Origin of the sequence: Xanthomonas sp. GW (assembly GCF_014236815.1) — a bacterium.
In the GTDB taxonomy this organism is placed as follows: Bacteria; Pseudomonadota; Gammaproteobacteria; order Xanthomonadales; family Xanthomonadaceae; genus Xanthomonas_A.
This window is the reverse complement of record NZ_CP051189.1, coordinates 3,441,870-3,458,047: the sequence shown is the minus strand read 5'-3', so window position 1 is coordinate 3,458,047 and position 16,178 is coordinate 3,441,870. Positions and strand designations below refer to the sequence as shown.

The window sequence follows — 16,178 nt, the reverse complement described above, 5'->3', positions numbered from 1 at the left end:
ACTGACTAAGGTGCTGGGCATGTCCGCTGTCACCGCGGCATCGCGCCGAGCGCTGCGCGCCAGGGCGGTACTGGTGAGGCCGCATGCTGAAGCCGTACAGCCTGGCTGCCACTCGACGCCCACGCGCCACGCTGCAACGCGGTGTTGCACGCGCATGGGTGCCCTTGCATGCTGCGATGCACAATAATAGGCAGCCCCTCATCAGGTCCCGGGCATGTCCACTCCCGTCACTCCCCAGGCGCCGCTGTCGCGCCGCGGCTACGTGCTGATCCTGTTCGCGTTGGCGATGGGCGGCTTCGCGATCGGCACCAGCGAGTTCTCCACCATGGGCCTGATGCCGTACATCGCGCGCGGGCTGGCGATCGACGAGCCGCAGGTCGGACACCTGATCAGCGCCTACGCGCTGGGCGTGGTGGTCGGCGCGCCTCTGCTGGCGATCATCGGCGCGCGCTGGCCGCGGCGCACGCTGCTGCTGGCGCTGATGGGCTTTTATGCGGTCGGCAATCTGGCCAGTGCGTTGGCACCGGATTACCACAGCATGCTGCTGGTGCGCTTCATCGCCGGGCTGCCGCATGGCGCCTATTTCGGCGTGGCCACGCTGGTCGCCGCGTCGATCAGCCGCCCCGACCAGCGCGGCGCGGCGGTGAGCCGGGTGCTGCTGGGGCTCAATCTGGCGGTGCTGGTCGGCAATCCGTTGGCGACCTGGCTCGGCCAGGTGGCGCAATGGCGCTACGCGTACGCGCTGGTGGCGGCGATCGCGGTGCTGACCGTGGTGCTGGTCATGCGCCTGCTGCCGGCCGATCCGCAGGAACCGCGGCAGCAGCCGCTGCGCGAACTGCGCGCGTTCAACCGGCCGCAGGTGTGGCTGGCGCTGGGCATCGGCTCGGTCGGCTTCGCCGGCATGTTCTGCGTGTTCAGCTATCTGGCGCCGACCCTGACCCAGGTCACCGGCGTGTCCGAACGCTGGATCCCGTTCGCGATGTGCGCGTTCGGCTTCGGCGGCCTGCTCGGCAACCTTGCCGGCGGTTGGTTGTTCGACCGGCTGCAGTTCCGCGCCGTGCCGCTGGTGCTGCTGTGGTCGATGGCGGTGCTGCTGGCCTGGCCGCTGGCCGCGCACTCGCCCTGGGCGGTGCTGCCGGCGGTGGTCGCGGTCGGCACGATGGGTGCGCTGGCGCCGGTGTTGCAGACCCGGCTGATGGACGTGGCCAGCGAGGCGCAGACCCTGGCCGCGGCGTCCAACCATGCCGCCTTCAACCTGGCCAACGCGCTGGGACCGTGGATGGGCGGGATCGCGATCAGCGCCGGGCTGGGCTGGACCTCGACCGGCTACGTCGGCGCGGCAGCGGCGCTGGGCGGCCTGCTGGTGTACTTGTGGGCGCGCCACGACGCGCGCCGTGCGCAGCGCCTGGCGACCGCTGGCTGAGCGCTCAAGAGCGCGTTTCGACTTTCCACGCGCCGCGTGCGCCGTTGGGCGCTTTGCTGCTTGCACGCGCGACGCGGGCGCGCGCGGCGTGCCTGACGCGCGCGACGGGACTCAGCGCTGCGCCTGCGTGTTGTGCGACAGCCGCCGCAACGCGTCCAGCTTGGCCTGATAGCGCGGCTGTGCGGTCTTGTCGGCGTGCGCCAGCGCCTGCTGCAGCGCTGTGTTTGCGCGGCGCGTATCGCCGTTGAGCAGATACGCGCGGGCCAGGGCGAAATACAGCAGGTCCGCGCCGTCGTACAGCCGCAGCGCATGCCGGTAGTAGCCGATCGCCGCGGCGTAGTCCTGGCGCCGCTCCGCCTCGTTGCCGAGCAAATACTGCTGGAACGGGTCGGTCTGCTGCACGCGTTGCAGTCGCGCCAGCATCGCCGCCTCGCGCCGCCCATCGCCCAGGCGCCGATACAGGATGGCGGCGTTGGACAGTGCGGACATATGGTTGGGGTCGACCGCCAGCGCGGTCGCATAGTCCTGCGTGGCCGCTTGCGGATCGCCTTGGCGCAGCTCCAGCACGCCGAGGTTGTTCCAGGCGGCGGCGAAGTCGCGGTCCATCTGCAGCGCCATTGCCAGATGCTGTTGCGCGGCGGGCAGGTCGCCGTCGGCCATCAGTTCGGCGCCGCGATTGTTGTAGTAGTGGGCCAGCGCGCGGCGGTCGGAAATCGGCTGCGGGCCACGCCGGTCCATCAGCACGCTGCGGTCCAGGTCGATGCTGGCATGGCGCCCGTCGATGCGCACGCCGACGTTGACGTGGCCGGCGTTGTACAGCGCATCGCCGTCCTGGTACCAGCTCAGCACCCGGCCTACCTCTTCCACCTGCGCGTCCAGCCCCACGTCGCGCGCCATCGCCACGAACAGCAGGGTGAAGGACAGGCAATTGACGCGGCGCGTGGCGTAGGTCTCGGCGATGCTATTGGTGGCCTTGGCGTCGTACTGCAGGTCCAGGCCATCGGCATCGAAGGCGAACTTCACCAGTTGCTGCAGGCGTTGCTCGCGCGGGGCGCGCAGATCGACGCGCTGCTGCACCAGCGCATGCAGCGCAGGCGGGACGCGCATGATCTGGTCCGCCGCGGGCGGCGCGGGTGGTGGCGCGATCGCTGTGGCAGCGACCAGGGCGAACGCGGTCCAACCGAACATGGCGCACCTCGCGGCGACCCGGAATGGGAGGGTCCCGGCGCAAATATAGCCCTTTGCCGGTGCGGTGGATGTGCCGGAAGCGCAGGCGATCGCGAGGCGGCGTCCGGCAGGCCGATGCCGCGTATTCATCCACAGCGGCTGTGGATGGATGCTGGGCAAGGATGTGGATAACCCCGCTGCAGCCTGCTACGCCAGTATGCGCAGACGGCCTGGCGAAAATATCGTCAGGCCGTCCGTGTACCGTTCGGTCGCGTTGTCGTGGGCGGCGGCTCGAGGCCGGCCGGAGCCGCTGCCGGCGCGGCATCGAACCGACGCAGATGCTGCGTATGCCCATCGACGGGCCGCCCTCGCGGTGGAGGGCGGCAACGCGGCGCTCGCCGATCAGAATTCCTGCCAGTCTTTGTCCGTGGCCAACGCGGGAACGGACTGCAGGCGCCGCGCGGCGTCCGTACGGGCGACGCGCTTCGGCGTCACTGTTGCCGCAGCACGCGCCGCGCGCACTGGCGCGGTGCGTTCATCCAGCTTGAACAGGGCCACCGCCTGCGAAAGTTCGGTCGCCTGCTGCTCCATCGACCGCGCCGCGGCGCTGGCCTCTTCCACCAGGGCCGCATTCTGCTGCGTGCTCTCGTCCATCTGGGTCACGGTCTGGTTGACCTGCTCGATGCCGGCGTACTGTTCCTGCGAGGCCGCGGAAATCTCGGTCATGATGTCGGTGACGCGCTGCACCGAGGACACGATCTCGTGCATGGTCTTTCCGGCCTGGCCGACCAGCGCCGAGCCTTCGGCGACACGGCTCACCGAGTCGTCGATCAGTTCCTTGATCTCCTTGGCCGCACCCGCCGAACGCTGGGCGAGGGTGCGTACTTCGCTGGCGACCACGGCGAAGCCGCGGCCTTGCTCGCCCGCGCGCGCCGCTTCCACCGCGGCATTCAACGCCAGGATGTTGGTCTGGAAGGCGATGCCGTCGATCACGCTGATGATGTCGGCGATCCGCTTCGAGGACGCCTCGATGCCGCTCATCGTGGTCACCACCTGGCCGACCACCTCGCCGCCCTGCGATGCGACCGAGCCGGCGCCCACTGCGAGCTGATTGGCCTGGCGCGCATGTTCGGCGTTCTGCTTCACGGTGGAGGTCAGTTCCTCCATCGAGGCGGCGGTCTCTTCCAGGCTGGCGGCCTGCTGCTCGGTACGACGCGCCAGGTCGTCGTTGCCGGCGGCGATCTCGCTGGCCGCGGCGTTGATCGACACCGCCGAATGCTTGATCCGGCCGACGATCTCCGACAGCTGCTCGGCGGTGGCATTGGCGTCGTCGCGCATCTGCGCGAACACGCCACGGAACTCGCCGTGCATGCGCGCGGTCAGGTCGCCGGCGGCGATGGATTGCAGCAAGGCCGACAAGGATTGCAGGTTGCCGTCGGCGGTGGTCATGAGCTGGTTGAGGCTCTCGACCATGATGCGGAAGTCGTACTGGAAGCGCTCGGCATCGCCGCGCGCGCTGAAGTCGCCGTCGGCGGCGGACTGCGCCAGCTGCTTGATCTGGCCGTTCATCGCCGACAGGTTGACCTTCACTTCGTCCATGGTCTGGGTGAACGTCGCCTTCTCGCCGGGCAGGCGGTCCATGTCCTGGCTGAGGTCGCCGACCGCATAGCGGCCCATGATCTGCGCCAGCTTCAGCTGCACCGCGACATGCGAGCCGACCACCGAATTGGTTTCCGCGGCCATGCGCCCGTAGTCGCCCGGGAACGCCATCGCATCGATGCGATGGCTGATGTCGCCGGCATCGTGGCGCTTGGCCATCTCCAGTTGCGCGTCGATCAGGTTGCGCAGCTGCAACTGCATGCTTTGCATCGCGGTCAACAGCCGGCCGGTTTCGTCCTTGGCGTCGGTCCTGACGTCATTGTCCAACTGGCCGCGCGCGATCGCTTCGGCGGTGCGTGTGGCGCGGCTCAGCGGCACGGTCAGGCTGCGGGTGATCAACCAGGCCAGCACGCCGCTGATCAGGATCACGATGACGCCGCCGGCGATCAGCATGGCGCGGCCGCGGTCCATCGCGGCGTTGGCCACGGCATAGGCGGCGATGCCGCGTTGGCGCTGCCGCTCGGAATATGTGTTGATCGTCTCCTGCCACCGCTGGGTGGCCGGCGCCGCCTGCTTCATCAACATCGCAAGCGCCTCGTCGGGCTTGTTGTTCATGCCTAGATCCAACACCTTCTGATTGAAGACGCTCGCATTCCGGTAGCCGAGATCGATCTGCTTGCGCATCTCCGCGCCGGCGCTGTCGGTGACCGGTATCGCATAGAGCTGGTCGTGGGCTTTTTGGTAGCGCTGGCGCTGCTGCTCGACGATCTTGGCGAAGCCCATATTCTCCTCCTGCGAGCTCGGCAGAACGATGTTGCGCAGGTTGATGGCGATGATCGCGCTGGATTCGCGCATTTCGCCGACGTATCCCAGGATCGTGTTGCGCTTGACGATGTTCTCCATCTGGCTGCGCGACTGCGCCAGGGTGATCAGCCCGGCAACGACGAGCCCGCAGGACAGCAGGATGAGCAGGCCGAACGCAGAGGAAAGGCGCGTGCCGACGTTGTAGCGCTGGAGGAGTCCGTTCATTAGTGGGTACCAAAAAAGTGGGCTGAGATGTGCGCGGCGGCTCGGAAGCCGCGTGGGCCGAGCTCGGAAATAACGGGCGACGGCGTGTGCAGAGACTCGCAGCGGCGGCATTGCATCGACTGGCAATGCGAAGTCTCGCTGCAGACTGCGTCTTGCCGATGCTTAAACAAGATAACGGCGACCGTGTTCGATTCTTAATGGGTAAGTTTTTTTGAAATCTTCGCTAGGAGACGCTTCGCGCTGGTCGGCGCGTTGTCATCAACGCTGCTGCTTGGGTCGAAATGCTCTGGAATTGAGGGAAAACCGGCGCGCAGGATTGGCCATATTGGCGCGTACTGCGGCGTTGGCGTTGATGCCGGCCGTGATCCAACGTCAAGCTCGCTTCTGCGAGCCCCTGCAGAAGAGGCGTCTCGCAGCGGACGGACGCCTCCATGCATCGTCGTGTCGTTTGCTCGTCGGCGCTGAATGCCTGTTCATGCCTGCCAGCGCCGTGTGAGGACGCAAGCGTTTCGGCTCACGTGCACTTTATGCCCCGGCGTCCAGCATCCCTCCCACGGCGCAACGTGGCAAGACGCTTCCATATCGCGGCCAAGCGGCATCCAGGGGAACACGACCCGACGTGCCCGTTGCGCGATGTTCGCCGGCCCATTGCAGAAGGAGTTCCATCCATGAGCATTCAGAGCAAGACCACCCACAGCCTCAACGACCTCATCGCCATCTCCCGCGACGGCAAGGAGTTCTACGAAGAAGCGGCGCAGAAGGTCGGCGATGCCGAGTTGTCCGCTTTGTTCCTGCGCATTGCCGGGGTCAAGTCCGACATCGTCAGCAGCCTGAGCGCGGTGGTCCAGGCGGTCGGCGGCAAGCCCGACGAGCACGGCACGCTGGTCGGCAGCATGCAGCAGATGTACGGCAAGGTGCGCGCGACGCTGGGCGACACCAAGTACGGCTACGTGGCCGAACTGGAAGAGTCCGAGGATCGCCTGTTGAAGGCGTTCAACGAAACCATCGCCGACAGCGACACCCCGGTCGCCGCACGCGATGCCGCCACCAAGCTGCTGCCGGAAGTGCGCGCCTGCCATGACGTGATGCGCAACCGCAAGCTGGCGATGAAGAACGCGGCGTAAGCTGCAGGCTGGGTTCGCGCCTGGCCATCATCGAAGGCGAGGTGCGTTGCGGTCCGCGTGGGTCGCAACACGCCGATGCAGAAAAAACGCAAAGGCCGACCGGATTCTGTCCGGTCGGCCTTTTGCGTTGTCGGAGCGAATGCTTGGGCGCCGGGTGCAACGCGCTTGCTACCATGACGGCCCTTGTCCCGTCGCCGCAGCGTCCGCGGCTTTAGCCCCCTGCCGATGGCCCACGATCCTTCTTCCGCAAACGCGCAGTTCTCGCTCGGCTTCGCGGCGCCGGCGCCGCGCGAGAGCCTGTTCTTCTCCGTGCTGCCGGACCCGGCCACCGCGCAGCGCGCCTTCGCACTGGGCGAGCGCCTGCGTGCCGAGCATGGCTTGCGCGGTCGCGCGCTGCCGGTGGAACGCCTGCATCTGACCCTGCACTACCTAGGCGAATACGCCGGCATTCCGCCACGCTTGCTGCAGCAGGCGCATGCCGCCGGACAGGCACTGGCGGCGGCGCCGTTCGAGCTGTGTTTCGATCGGGTCGCCAGCTTCGGCGGCCGCTCCCGCACACGGCCGCTGGTGTTGCTTGGCGACGGCGAGCCGCCCGCGTTGCGCCACCTGCGCGAGGCGCTGCAGCAGCAACTCGGCCGCCAGGGCGTGGCCACGCGCGCCGACCCGGCCTATGTTCCGCATATCACCCTGAGCTACGACGAGCAGACAGTGCCGCCGCAAGCCGTGCCGGAACTGCGCTGCCCGGTCGCCGCGCTGAGCCTGATCCGCAGCGTGCAAGGGCAGGGACGCTATGTGCACGAGGCGACCTGGCCGCTGCCGGCGGATGCGGCCGGGCCTGCTTCCGCCGGCGGCGAGGCGATCCGATGAACGAACCGGCGCCCCCGCTGACCCTGCCCGCCGCGCAGTGGGAGCAGCTGCAGGCTGCCTATGCCACGCCGCCGCGCGCCTATCACCACTTCGGCCACGTGCAGGCGGTGCTGGGCCACTATGCCGAAGTCGCCGCGACGCTGGGCTGGCGGCAGCCGCGCGAGGTCTACCTGGCCGTGCTCTATCACGACGCGGTGTATCAGGCCGGGCGTGGCGACAACGAGGCGCAGTCGGCGCGCATGGCGCAGGCGGCGATCGCGCAGTGGCTGCCCGCTGCCGGGCTGGACGCGGCGCGCGTCGCCGCGCTGATCGAGCTGACCGCACGCCACGGGCAACTGTCCGCCGCGGCGGTGGATGCCGAGGCGGCGCTGTTCCTGGATTGCGACATGGCCATTCTCGGCGCCGATCCCGCCGGGTTCGCCGCCTACGATCGCGCCATCGCCGAGGAATACAGCGGCGTGGTGCCGGGCTGGCTGTACCGGCGCAAGCGCCGCGCGTTCCTGAAGACGGTGCTGGCGCAGCCGCGCATCTTCCTCAGCGACTGGTTCCATGCGCGCTACGACGCGGCGGCGCGCGCCAACCTGCGCCAGGCGATCGGCTGAGCCGGCCGCGGCGGCGTTCTACAATGGGCACCTGTTCGCGCCGCTGGCGTGCCACCCGCCGCGCACCGTGATGTCCGATCCCGATCCCGATCCCGCCACTGCCGATCCGTGCCCGCAAGCGCCGCAGCCGCCGCTGCCCAGCGATTGCTGCAACAGCGGCTGTCCGCTGTGCGTCCACGACCTGTACAACGACGAAGTGGCGCGCTATCGGCAGGCGCTGGCGGCGTGGCGGCTGCGCCATCCCGAGGCTGACACGGGCGCGTGAGCGCCCGCTGCAGCCGCACCGGCGCGGCCGCCTGTTGGCTGCAGCGGCGCCGCGCTGGCACGCTTGCGGCGTACCCCGCATGAACCGGCGCCCGCGCCGCGCTTCGCGCCACCGCCGTTCGGGATTATCTTTACACGCTGTTTCAGGATTGGCCTTTTCAGGATTGCCGGATGATGCGAATGCGTGGCGGATGGATGTGGGGATGTGCGTTGGCCGGCCTGGCCGCCGCGGCTGCCGCTTCGGCGGCGCCTGCGACGACGGCCGCTGCGCCAGCGGCCGCGGCCCCTGAGAAACTCAGCCACGGCCGCTTCGAACAGGTTCCGGTGCTGCTGCCGCACGGCGAGGCGCAGCGCGTGGTGCTGTGGTTCGCTGGTGGCAAGCGCGGCGCGGCGGCGCGCATGCGCCAGATCGAGGCGCTGCGCGACGACGGCGCGATGGTGGTGGTGATCGACGGCGCGCACCTGCAGGCGGTGCTGGCCAAGATCCCCGGCACCTGCGGCTTTTCCGCCGGAGACGTGGAGAACTTCTCGCGCTACGTGCAGGCCTACTACCACGTGCCGACCTACCGCCTGCCGCTGCTGGTCGGCGACGGCGACGGTGCCGCGCTGGCCTATGCGGTCGCGGCACAGGCGCCCAAGCACCTGCTGGCCGGCCTGGTCACCGAGGATTTCTGCCCGGTGCAGGTGCTGGACGACCAGATCTGCGGCGCCGGCATCACCGCGCCGGCACGCGCGCTGCAGCCGGCGACGCTGCCGCTGCCGTGGCTGGCGGCGATCGATGCGCCGGGCAAGGGCCGCTGCACCCAGCAGAGCGATGCGTTCGTGCAGAAGGTGCCGCAGGCGCAGCAGTTCCGCCGCAGCGCCAGCGGCGATGCGTTGCCCGGGCTACGCGCGGCAGTGCGCTCGCTCGGTGCGCAGCGCGGCGTCAGCCTGCCGCCGACACCGGTCGATCTGGCCGGGCTACCGGTGGTCGAGGTGCCTGCGCCCGCTGGCGACGCGGCCGCGGGCAAGGGCCATGAGCAGGTGTTCGCGATCTTCGTCTCCGGCGACGGCGGCTGGGCCGGACTCGACCAGCAGGTGGCCGGTGCGCTGGCCCAGGCCGGCATCCCGGTGGTCGGCGTGGATTCGCTGCGCTACTTCTGGAGCGAGCGTACCCCGCAGGGCTTCGCCACCGACCTGGACCGGATCTACCGCCACTACAGCCACCTGTGGCAGCGCGGACGGGTAGTGCTGATCGGCTTCTCGCAGGGCGCCGACGTGTTGCCGGCCGCCTACAACCAACTGCCGCCGGCGATGCGCGAGCAGGTGCAGGCCACCGCGCTGCTGTCGCTGGGCAAGACCGCCGACTACGAATTCCACGTCTCCAACTGGATCAGCTCCGGCGACGACGGCCTGCCGATCGCCCCGGACGTGGCGAAGATGCCGGGCGCGCAGACCCTGTGCATCTACGGCGAAGACGACGACGACACGCTGTGCCCGGACCTGCCGCACGGCGGCGCGCAACTGGTGAAGCTGCCCGGCGACCATCACTTCAAGGGCGACTACGCGGAACTGGCCAAGCAGATCCTGCAGCGCATTGATTGAAGGCCGGGATTGGGGATTCGGGATTGGGGATTCGCAAGAGCGGCATCCCGGCTCCCCAATCCTGCTTTGCCACCAATCCCGAATCCCCAATCCCGAATCCCGGCCGTCAATCAGGCTTGCGCGGATCCAGCGAAATCAGCCGCGTCACGTCCAGCAGCGCCGCCGGCAGGTGCATACCACCGGGGGCGGCCAGGTAGCGGGTGCGCCAGGCCGGGGCGAACTTGGACTTGAAGCGGCGCAGGCCGGTGAAGCCGTAGAAGCGCTCGCCGTGGCGCACGATCAGGTTGCCGAAGCGGTTCCAGCGTCCGGCCAGGCGGTGCTGGGCCAGGCCCGACAGCGGCGCCATGCCCAGCGAGAAGCGCTTGTAGCCCTGTTCGCGGCCCCACAGGAACAGCTCGATGAACAGGAAATCCATGGTGCCCTTCGGCGCATCGGCGATGTGCCGCATCAGGTCCACCGACAGTTCGTGTCCGGCCGGCGCCTGCCACAGGTTGGCGAAGGCCACGACCTTGCCCTCGGCCTCGACCACCGCGATCGGGAAGCGGCGCAGATAGGCCGGGTCGAAGCTGCCCAGCGAAAAGCCTTTCTCTTCGCCGGCCTTTTCCTCCAGCCACTGCTGCGAAACGTCGGCCAGCACCGGCATCAGCGCGTCGATCTCTTCCAGCGGCACGATGCGGAAGCTCAGCCCGCTGCGCTTGCCGCGGTTCCAGGCCTGGCGCAGGTCGGCGCGGTCGCGGCCTTCCAGGTGGAAGTCTTCCAGCGACACCATCGCTTCCTCGCCGAGCTTGACCAGGGTCAGGCCCAGGTCGAGATAGGTCTGCCAGTGCTGTTCGCCGACTTGGTAGAACACCGGGCGCAGGCCCATGCGGTCCGCTTCCTCGCGGAAGCGCCAGATCAGCGCCCGCGCGACCTCCGGCGGTCCCACCGGGTCGCCCATCGCCACCAGCGAGCCGCCGTAGCGCTGCATCATCACGAAACCCTGGCCGCCTTCGTCGGGCAGCAGCGCCTTGTCGCCGGTCAGCACCAGGCAGGCCTGGGTGTCGGTGGCCACGGCCAGCACCGGCGCCAGCGCGTCCAGTTGCGCCGCGTCGGCGGCCGGCAGCGGCGAGCGCGTGCTGTGCAGCAAGCGCGCCAACCCGAACACCACCACCGCCACGCTGACCAGCAGCACCGCGCGCAGCGCCCGCGGCGCATTGGCCGAGGTGGCGAACTGCCACCACAATTCGTTCTGGTATTCGACGTGGCTGTAGACGAAGAACAGCAGCCACACCGTGGCGATCAGTACCAGCCCCAGGTTGCGCAGCCACGGCCACGACCAGGCCTCGTCGAGCAGCGCGCCCTGGCGGTAGAACTCGCGGCGCGCGCCCCACAGCCCGGCCGCCACCACCAGCGAGGACAGCGCCACCGAGGCGTGGCCGCCGCGCAGCCAGGCCGGCAGCGGCAGCAGCACGCAGATGCCGATCGCCAGCACCCAGGCCGCATGGCTGCGCCGCTGCAGGCCCTGGCCGATCAGCAGCAGCACCACGCCGCCGAGGCTGGCCAGCAGGTGCGAGGTCTCCACGATCGACAGCGGCGCCATGCCCAGGCGCCGCTTCGGCGTCGGCAGGGTGCCGTCGATGACCAGCGCCGCGCCGACCGCGAACACCGCCATGGCGATGATCTGCGGCAGCCACGGGCGCAGCGTGCCCCAGGCCACGCGCACCCCGCCGGCGCTGGCCGCCAGCGGTCGGCGCAGGCCGGAGACCGCGGCCATCAGCACCGACAGCAGCAGCGGCACCACGTAGTAGGTGATGCGGTAGATCAGCGCCGCGGCCAGCACCGCGGCCGGGGCCACGCCGGGCAGCAGCTTGAGCAGGCTCCACTCGAACACGCCAAGTCCGGCCGGCACGGTGGACATCAATCCGGCCACCACCGCGACCAGGTACAGGCCGACGAAGCCGACGAACTCGATGCCCGATTCGTTCGGCAGCAGCACGTAGAACGCGGCGCTGGCCAGGCCCAGTTCGACCACGCTCAGCGCGGTCACGCCGAGCGCGGTGCGCCGGTCCGGCAGCCACAGTTCGTGGGTGCGCCAGCGCAGGGTGCGGCCTTCGCGCCCGGCCAGCAGCAGCATCAGGCCGAAGCCGGCCAGCAGCGCGATGCCGAACGCGCGCACCGCCGAAGCGCCGAGCGGCAGCGCCAGCGCCGCCGAGGCCGGTTCCAGGGTCAGCGCCAAGGCCAGCAGCAGCCAGGCGCCGAACACGAAGCCGAGCGTGCTCATCAGCACCACCTGGCCGATCTCGGCCAGGCTCAGCCCGACCCGGCCGTAGCCGCGCAGGCGCACCGCGCCGCCGGTGAGCGCTGCGAAGCCCAGGGTCTGCCCGACCGCATGCGCCAGGAACGCGGTGACGCCGATCCGCATCGGATGCAGCTTGCGCCCGCTGCGGTGCAGGCCGACCGCGTCGAAGCCGATCAGGCAGGCGTAGCTGCTCAGCCCCAGCAGCAGGGTCAGCGCGATCTGGCCGACACCGAGCTGGTTGAAGGCATGGCGGATCGCGGCGTAGCCGTGGGTGCTGAACTCGGTGGCCAGCGCGCGCAGCGCCAGCGCCAGGATCACCAGGCTGAACACCACCGGCAGCGCACGGCGCCAGCCAGCGGTGGAGGGGGACGGGGAAACGGGGGGCGCGGCGTCGGTCATTGCAGGGGAGCGTAAGCGAAGGAGAGAGGGAACTGTGCGCAGGCGCCGGCGGCGTCGCGCAGGCGCGTGGCGTTGGCGGTGCAGGCCATCGCGATGGCGCGCCTGCAGGCGAAAAGGGGCTGGTGCATCGCGATATCGGCTGGCCTGGGGCTGTACCGGCGACACCGGCGACGCGCATCATAGTGGAATCGCACGTCGGCACCGCGTCGGCGTGCGCGGAGGGTGCCGGCGCGTGCGCGTCGCGCATCGCGTTCCCCGCTACGACCCGGAGCCGATCCATGCTCACGCCCCTGGCCCCCGCCTCCGCGCCGCCACATTGGCCGCGCGCCGCCGGCGCCCTCGCCACGCTGCTGTGCCTGCTGTTCCTCGGCGTGGCGCTGGCGCTGCAGCTGCTGCGCGCCGATCTGCACTGGCAGCAGGCGACGCTGAGCCTGTACCTGCACGGCCCCGGCGGGCTGCTGCTGCGGATTGTCTACGTGCTGCTGGCGGCGGGCATCGTCGCGCTGGCCGCCGGCCTGTACGCGCAGGCCCCGCCGCCGGCACGCAGCGCCGCGCCGCTGCTGCTGTTCGCGGTCGCCGCGCTGGGCCTGTGCGGGGTGGCGATCGGCGACAGCTACCTGCCGCAGCGCGCACCGTTGCTGGCGCCTCTGTTGCACGGGCTGTTCGCGCAGACCGCGTTCCTGTGCGCGACCAGCGCGATGCTGCTGCAGAGCGCCTGGCTGCGCCGGCAAGCGCCGTGGCAGGGCCGTGCCGGCACGTTGCTAACCCTGGCGGTGGCGGCGTTCGTGGCGCTGTGGGTGCACGTGCTGTGGCGCGCGCCGCCGCGCGGGCTGACCCAGAAGTTGGCGATCGTGCTGATCCTGGCCTGGCTGCTGCTGGTCGCCTACCGGCTGTGGCGGCCTGCAGGCGAGGCGCAATCGCGCGACAATGCCCGGGTTTCCCCTCTTCAGGACACCGCCTCATGATCCAGCGATTCGATACCGGCCCGCGCATGTCGGAAATGACCGTGCACAACGGCGTGGCCTACCTGGCCGGGCAGATCGCCGACGACACCAGCGCCGACATCGCCGGCCAGACCCGCCAGGTCCTGGCGGCGATCGACGAACTGCTGGGCCGCGCCGCCAGCGACAAGAGCAAGGTGCTGCGCGCGGAGATCTACATGACCGACCTGGCCGAGTTCGCCGAGATGAACAAGGTCTGGGAAAGCTGGGTCTGCCCGGGCAACACCCCGGCGCGCGCCACCGTGCAGGCCAAGCTGGCCAACCCGGAGTGGAAGATCGAGATCGTGATCACCGCTGCTGTTTAGTTCGGGACCCGGGACCCGGGACCCGGGACTCGGATTTTCTGCGAGTTCGGGGCATTCCTGGCTTTTCTGTAGGAGCGGCTTCAGCCGCGACGCTTCACCGGTAATGCCTGGTCGCGGCTGAAGCCGCTCCTTGTATCTGGACATAGCGCTCCTATGGCGTTATGTCTTCCGACTGATCATCGGAGGAGGTGCGGGAAGTCCAGTCGCTCCTGAAGCTTCGAGCTTGTGCTGTAGATCGGCTCGCGCCCTCCACATGCTGGCCCATCGGTGTCCGAACGGTATCCAGAGTCCGCCCTTGGCGTGAACTCGCATCCACAAGGCAGGACCGGGCGCAGCGATGATCGTCTTCACCCTACGATGGAGGATTCTTCATGCCCCTAGTCGTCGGTATCGACGTCGCCAAATGCAGTTTCGACCTGGCCATCGAACTGGCCAACGGCAAGCACCGCACCAAGGCCAAGCTCCCCAACGAGCAGAAGGGCTTTCAGGCACTGCAGACATGGCTACAGACCCATGCGCAGGCCGATAGCTGGATCGTGATGGAGGCCACCGGCGTTTACCATGAGGCCCTGGCGGAGTTCGTGTATGCGCTGGGCTACCGCGTCTGTGTCCTCAACCCAGCGCAAACGGCGCTGTATGCGCGCAGCCAGCTGACCCGGGTCAAGACCGACCGCAGCGATGCCAAGCTGATCGCCAGCTACGGCGCACGCCACCAAGAGCAGCTACGGCCCTGGCAGCCCGATCCGCCGGCACTCAAGCAGCTCAAGGCGCTGGTACGCCGTCGCGGCGATCTGCAGCAGATGCTGCAGATGGAGCGCAACCGTCTGGACGTGGCCGGGTCCGCCGTGCAGGACTCCTTGCACACGCATATTGCCGATCTGCAGGTCCGCATTGCCGAGATCGAACGGGCGATCGAGGACCATATCGACCAGGATCCGACCTTGCGCGGACAGCGCGAACTGCTGGTGAGCATCGACGGCATTGCCGACACCAGCGCGGCATTGATGCTGGCCGAGCTGGGCGATGTGGCCCGCTTCGCCGATGCCGCGGCGGTGACGGCGTTTGCGGGCCTGAACCCGCGACTGCAGGAGTCGGGCAAGCGCCAGGGCCAGGTCTGCATCTCCCGCACCGGCTCACCTCGCCTGCGTGCCGGACTCTACATGCCCGCGCTGGTCGCCATGACCCACAATCCGATTGTCCGGGCGCTCAAGCAACGCCTGCGCGAGCGCGGCAAAGCCAACAAGCAGATCATCTGCGCCGCCATGCGCAAGCTGCTGCATATCGCCTACGGCGTCCTCAAATCACGGACGCACTTCGATCCTGAAAAGGCTCTTGCCTGTTAGCAGGGAAGACGGTATCTACAGAAGAGGCGCTTTTTTCATCAATCGCTTGACCGCGATTTTGACTCGGGCACCATCCCGAGTCCCGAGTCCCGAGTCCCGAGCTCCTCAACGCCTCACGAACCGATAATGCGCCACGCCCCACTGTTGGCCCTGTTCGTAGCCGAACAGCTCCGCGCAGGCCATCCAGAACATGCGCCAGCGCTGCCACCAGATCTTCGCGTCGCGGCCGTAGGTGGCCTGCAGCACCGGCATCAGTTCGGCGCGATGCCGGTCCTGGTTGCGTAGCCAGGCGTTGGCGGTCTTCTCGTAGTGTTCGCCGGACAGCAGCCAGCGCCGTTCCAGCGCCAGGTCGTCCTGGAACTGCAGCAGGGTGTCGGCGGCCGGCATCAGCCCGCCGGTGAAGAAGTGCCTGCCCATCCAGTTGTCCTCGCCCTGCACCTCGAACGGGTAGGCCAGGTCGCGGTGGCAGAAGATGTGCACGAACAGCCGGCCGCCCGGCACCAGCCATTGGCCGATCCGCGCCAGCAGTTCGCGGTAGTTGCGCATGTGCTCGAACATCTCGATCGATACCACGCGGTCGAAGCTCGCATGCGGCAGGGTCAGGGTGTTGGCGTCGTGGGTGATCACCTCCACGTTGCGCAGCCCGCGCGCGCGGCACTGCGCCTCGATGTGCTCGCGCTGCGGCCGCGAGTTGGACACCGCGGTGATGCGCGCGCCGGGATAGTGCTCGGCCATCCACAGGGTCAGCGAACCCCAGCCGCAGCCCAGTTCCAGGATGCGCTGGCGGTCGCGCAGCTGCGCGCGTTCGGCGTACAGGTGCAGCATGCGTTCCTCGGCCGCGTCCAGGTCCTGGGTGCCGGCATCCCAGTAGCAACTGCTGTACTTCAGGCGCTTGCCCAGGCACAGCTCGAAGAAGCGCGGCGGCAGCTCGTAGTGCTGGCGGTTGGCGGCGTCGGTCTCGATGGCGATGGCGCTGCCGCGCAAGGCCTCGACGAAGGCGCGCTGGCGTTCCCAGGCCGCGTCGGCGCCGCCGCTACGCTCATCGCGCAGGCGCTGCGTGCACAGCTTGCGCATCGCCGCGCGCAGCAGCGCATCGGGTAGCAGGCCGGATTCGGCCACACGGGTGGCCAACGGTTCGGCCGGCAGCGCGGGCGCAGGCGAAGGGGCGAGGGTGCTGGACATCGGCGGATCTC

13 protein-coding genes are annotated in these 16,178 nt (G+C 69.0%); 9 read left to right on the top strand and 4 right to left on the bottom strand.

Annotated features, from left to right (window positions below; all coding sequences use genetic code 11):
* The first annotated feature begins 214 nt into the window (after positions 1-214).
* Complete coding sequence (locus HEP73_RS14795) at positions 215-1,423, top strand: MFS transporter (protein WP_185820557.1); 1,209 nt, start codon at positions 215-217, stop codon at positions 1,421-1,423.
* A gap of 111 nt (positions 1,424-1,534) precedes the next feature.
* Here the strand turns inward: HEP73_RS14795 and HEP73_RS14790 are convergent, their stop codons facing one another.
* Positions 1,535-2,530 (bottom strand): tetratricopeptide repeat protein, encoded by a 996-nt coding sequence (locus HEP73_RS14790; RefSeq protein ID WP_185820556.1) that lies wholly within the window; start codon positions 2,528-2,530, stop codon positions 1,535-1,537.
* 462 nt (positions 2,531-2,992) lie between these two features.
* Entirely contained in the window at positions 2,993-5,218 is a 2,226-nt protein-coding gene (locus HEP73_RS14785) for a methyl-accepting chemotaxis protein (RefSeq protein ID WP_185823435.1), read from the bottom strand.
* 668 nt (positions 5,219-5,886) lie between these two features.
* Between HEP73_RS14785 and HEP73_RS14780 the strand changes: the two genes are divergently transcribed.
* The 5 genes from HEP73_RS14780 (at position 5,887) to HEP73_RS14760 (ending at position 9,659) form a co-directional block, all read left to right on the top strand.
* Complete coding sequence (locus HEP73_RS14780; protein ID WP_185820555.1) at positions 5,887-6,342, top strand: PA2169 family four-helix-bundle protein; 456 nt, start codon at positions 5,887-5,889, stop codon at positions 6,340-6,342.
* 225 nt (positions 6,343-6,567) lie between these two features.
* Entirely contained in the window at positions 6,568-7,209 is a 642-nt protein-coding gene (locus HEP73_RS14775; RefSeq protein ID WP_185820554.1) for a 2'-5' RNA ligase family protein, read from the top strand.
* Positions 7,206-7,811 (top strand): HD domain-containing protein, encoded by a 606-nt coding sequence (locus HEP73_RS14770; RefSeq protein WP_185820553.1) that lies wholly within the window; start codon positions 7,206-7,208, stop codon positions 7,809-7,811. Before HEP73_RS14775 ends, HEP73_RS14770 begins: the two co-directional genes overlap by 4 nt.
* A gap of 70 nt (positions 7,812-7,881) precedes the next feature.
* Positions 7,882-8,076: an oxidoreductase-like domain-containing protein gene (locus tag HEP73_RS14765; protein ID WP_185820552.1), complete on the top strand. Its 195-nt coding sequence runs from the start codon at positions 7,882-7,884 to the stop codon at positions 8,074-8,076.
* A gap of 194 nt (positions 8,077-8,270) precedes the next feature.
* Positions 8,271-9,659, top strand: a complete 1,389-nt coding sequence (locus HEP73_RS14760; protein ID WP_458309690.1) for a virulence factor family protein — start codon at positions 8,271-8,273, stop codon at positions 9,657-9,659.
* Between the two features lie 106 nt (positions 9,660-9,765).
* On the opposite strand, the gene mprF is transcribed toward HEP73_RS14760, so the two are convergent.
* Complete coding sequence (gene mprF / locus HEP73_RS14755; protein ID WP_185820550.1) at positions 9,766-12,336, bottom strand: bifunctional lysylphosphatidylglycerol flippase/synthetase MprF; 2,571 nt, start codon at positions 12,334-12,336, stop codon at positions 9,766-9,768.
* Positions 12,337-12,614: 278 nt separating this feature from the next.
* Between mprF and HEP73_RS14750 the strand changes: the two genes are divergently transcribed.
* The 3 genes from HEP73_RS14750 (at position 12,615) to HEP73_RS14740 (ending at position 14,985) form a co-directional block, all read left to right on the top strand.
* Entirely contained in the window at positions 12,615-13,301 is a 687-nt protein-coding gene (locus HEP73_RS14750; protein WP_185820549.1) for a DUF998 domain-containing protein, read from the top strand.
* Positions 13,298-13,642, top strand: a complete 345-nt coding sequence (locus tag HEP73_RS14745; protein ID WP_185813378.1) for a RidA family protein — start codon at positions 13,298-13,300, stop codon at positions 13,640-13,642. Before HEP73_RS14750 ends, HEP73_RS14745 begins: the two co-directional genes overlap by 4 nt.
* Positions 13,643-14,013: 371 nt before the next feature.
* Positions 14,014-14,985: an IS110 family transposase gene (locus tag HEP73_RS14740; protein ID WP_185820548.1), complete on the top strand. Its 972-nt coding sequence runs from the start codon at positions 14,014-14,016 to the stop codon at positions 14,983-14,985.
* Positions 14,986-15,090: 105 nt separating this feature from the next.
* Here the strand turns inward: HEP73_RS14740 and HEP73_RS14735 are convergent, their stop codons facing one another.
* Positions 15,091-16,167, bottom strand: coding sequence for an SAM-dependent methyltransferase (locus HEP73_RS14735; protein ID WP_185820547.1), 1,077 nt, complete (start codon positions 16,165-16,167; stop codon positions 15,091-15,093).
* Positions 16,168-16,178: the final 11 nt, after the last annotated feature.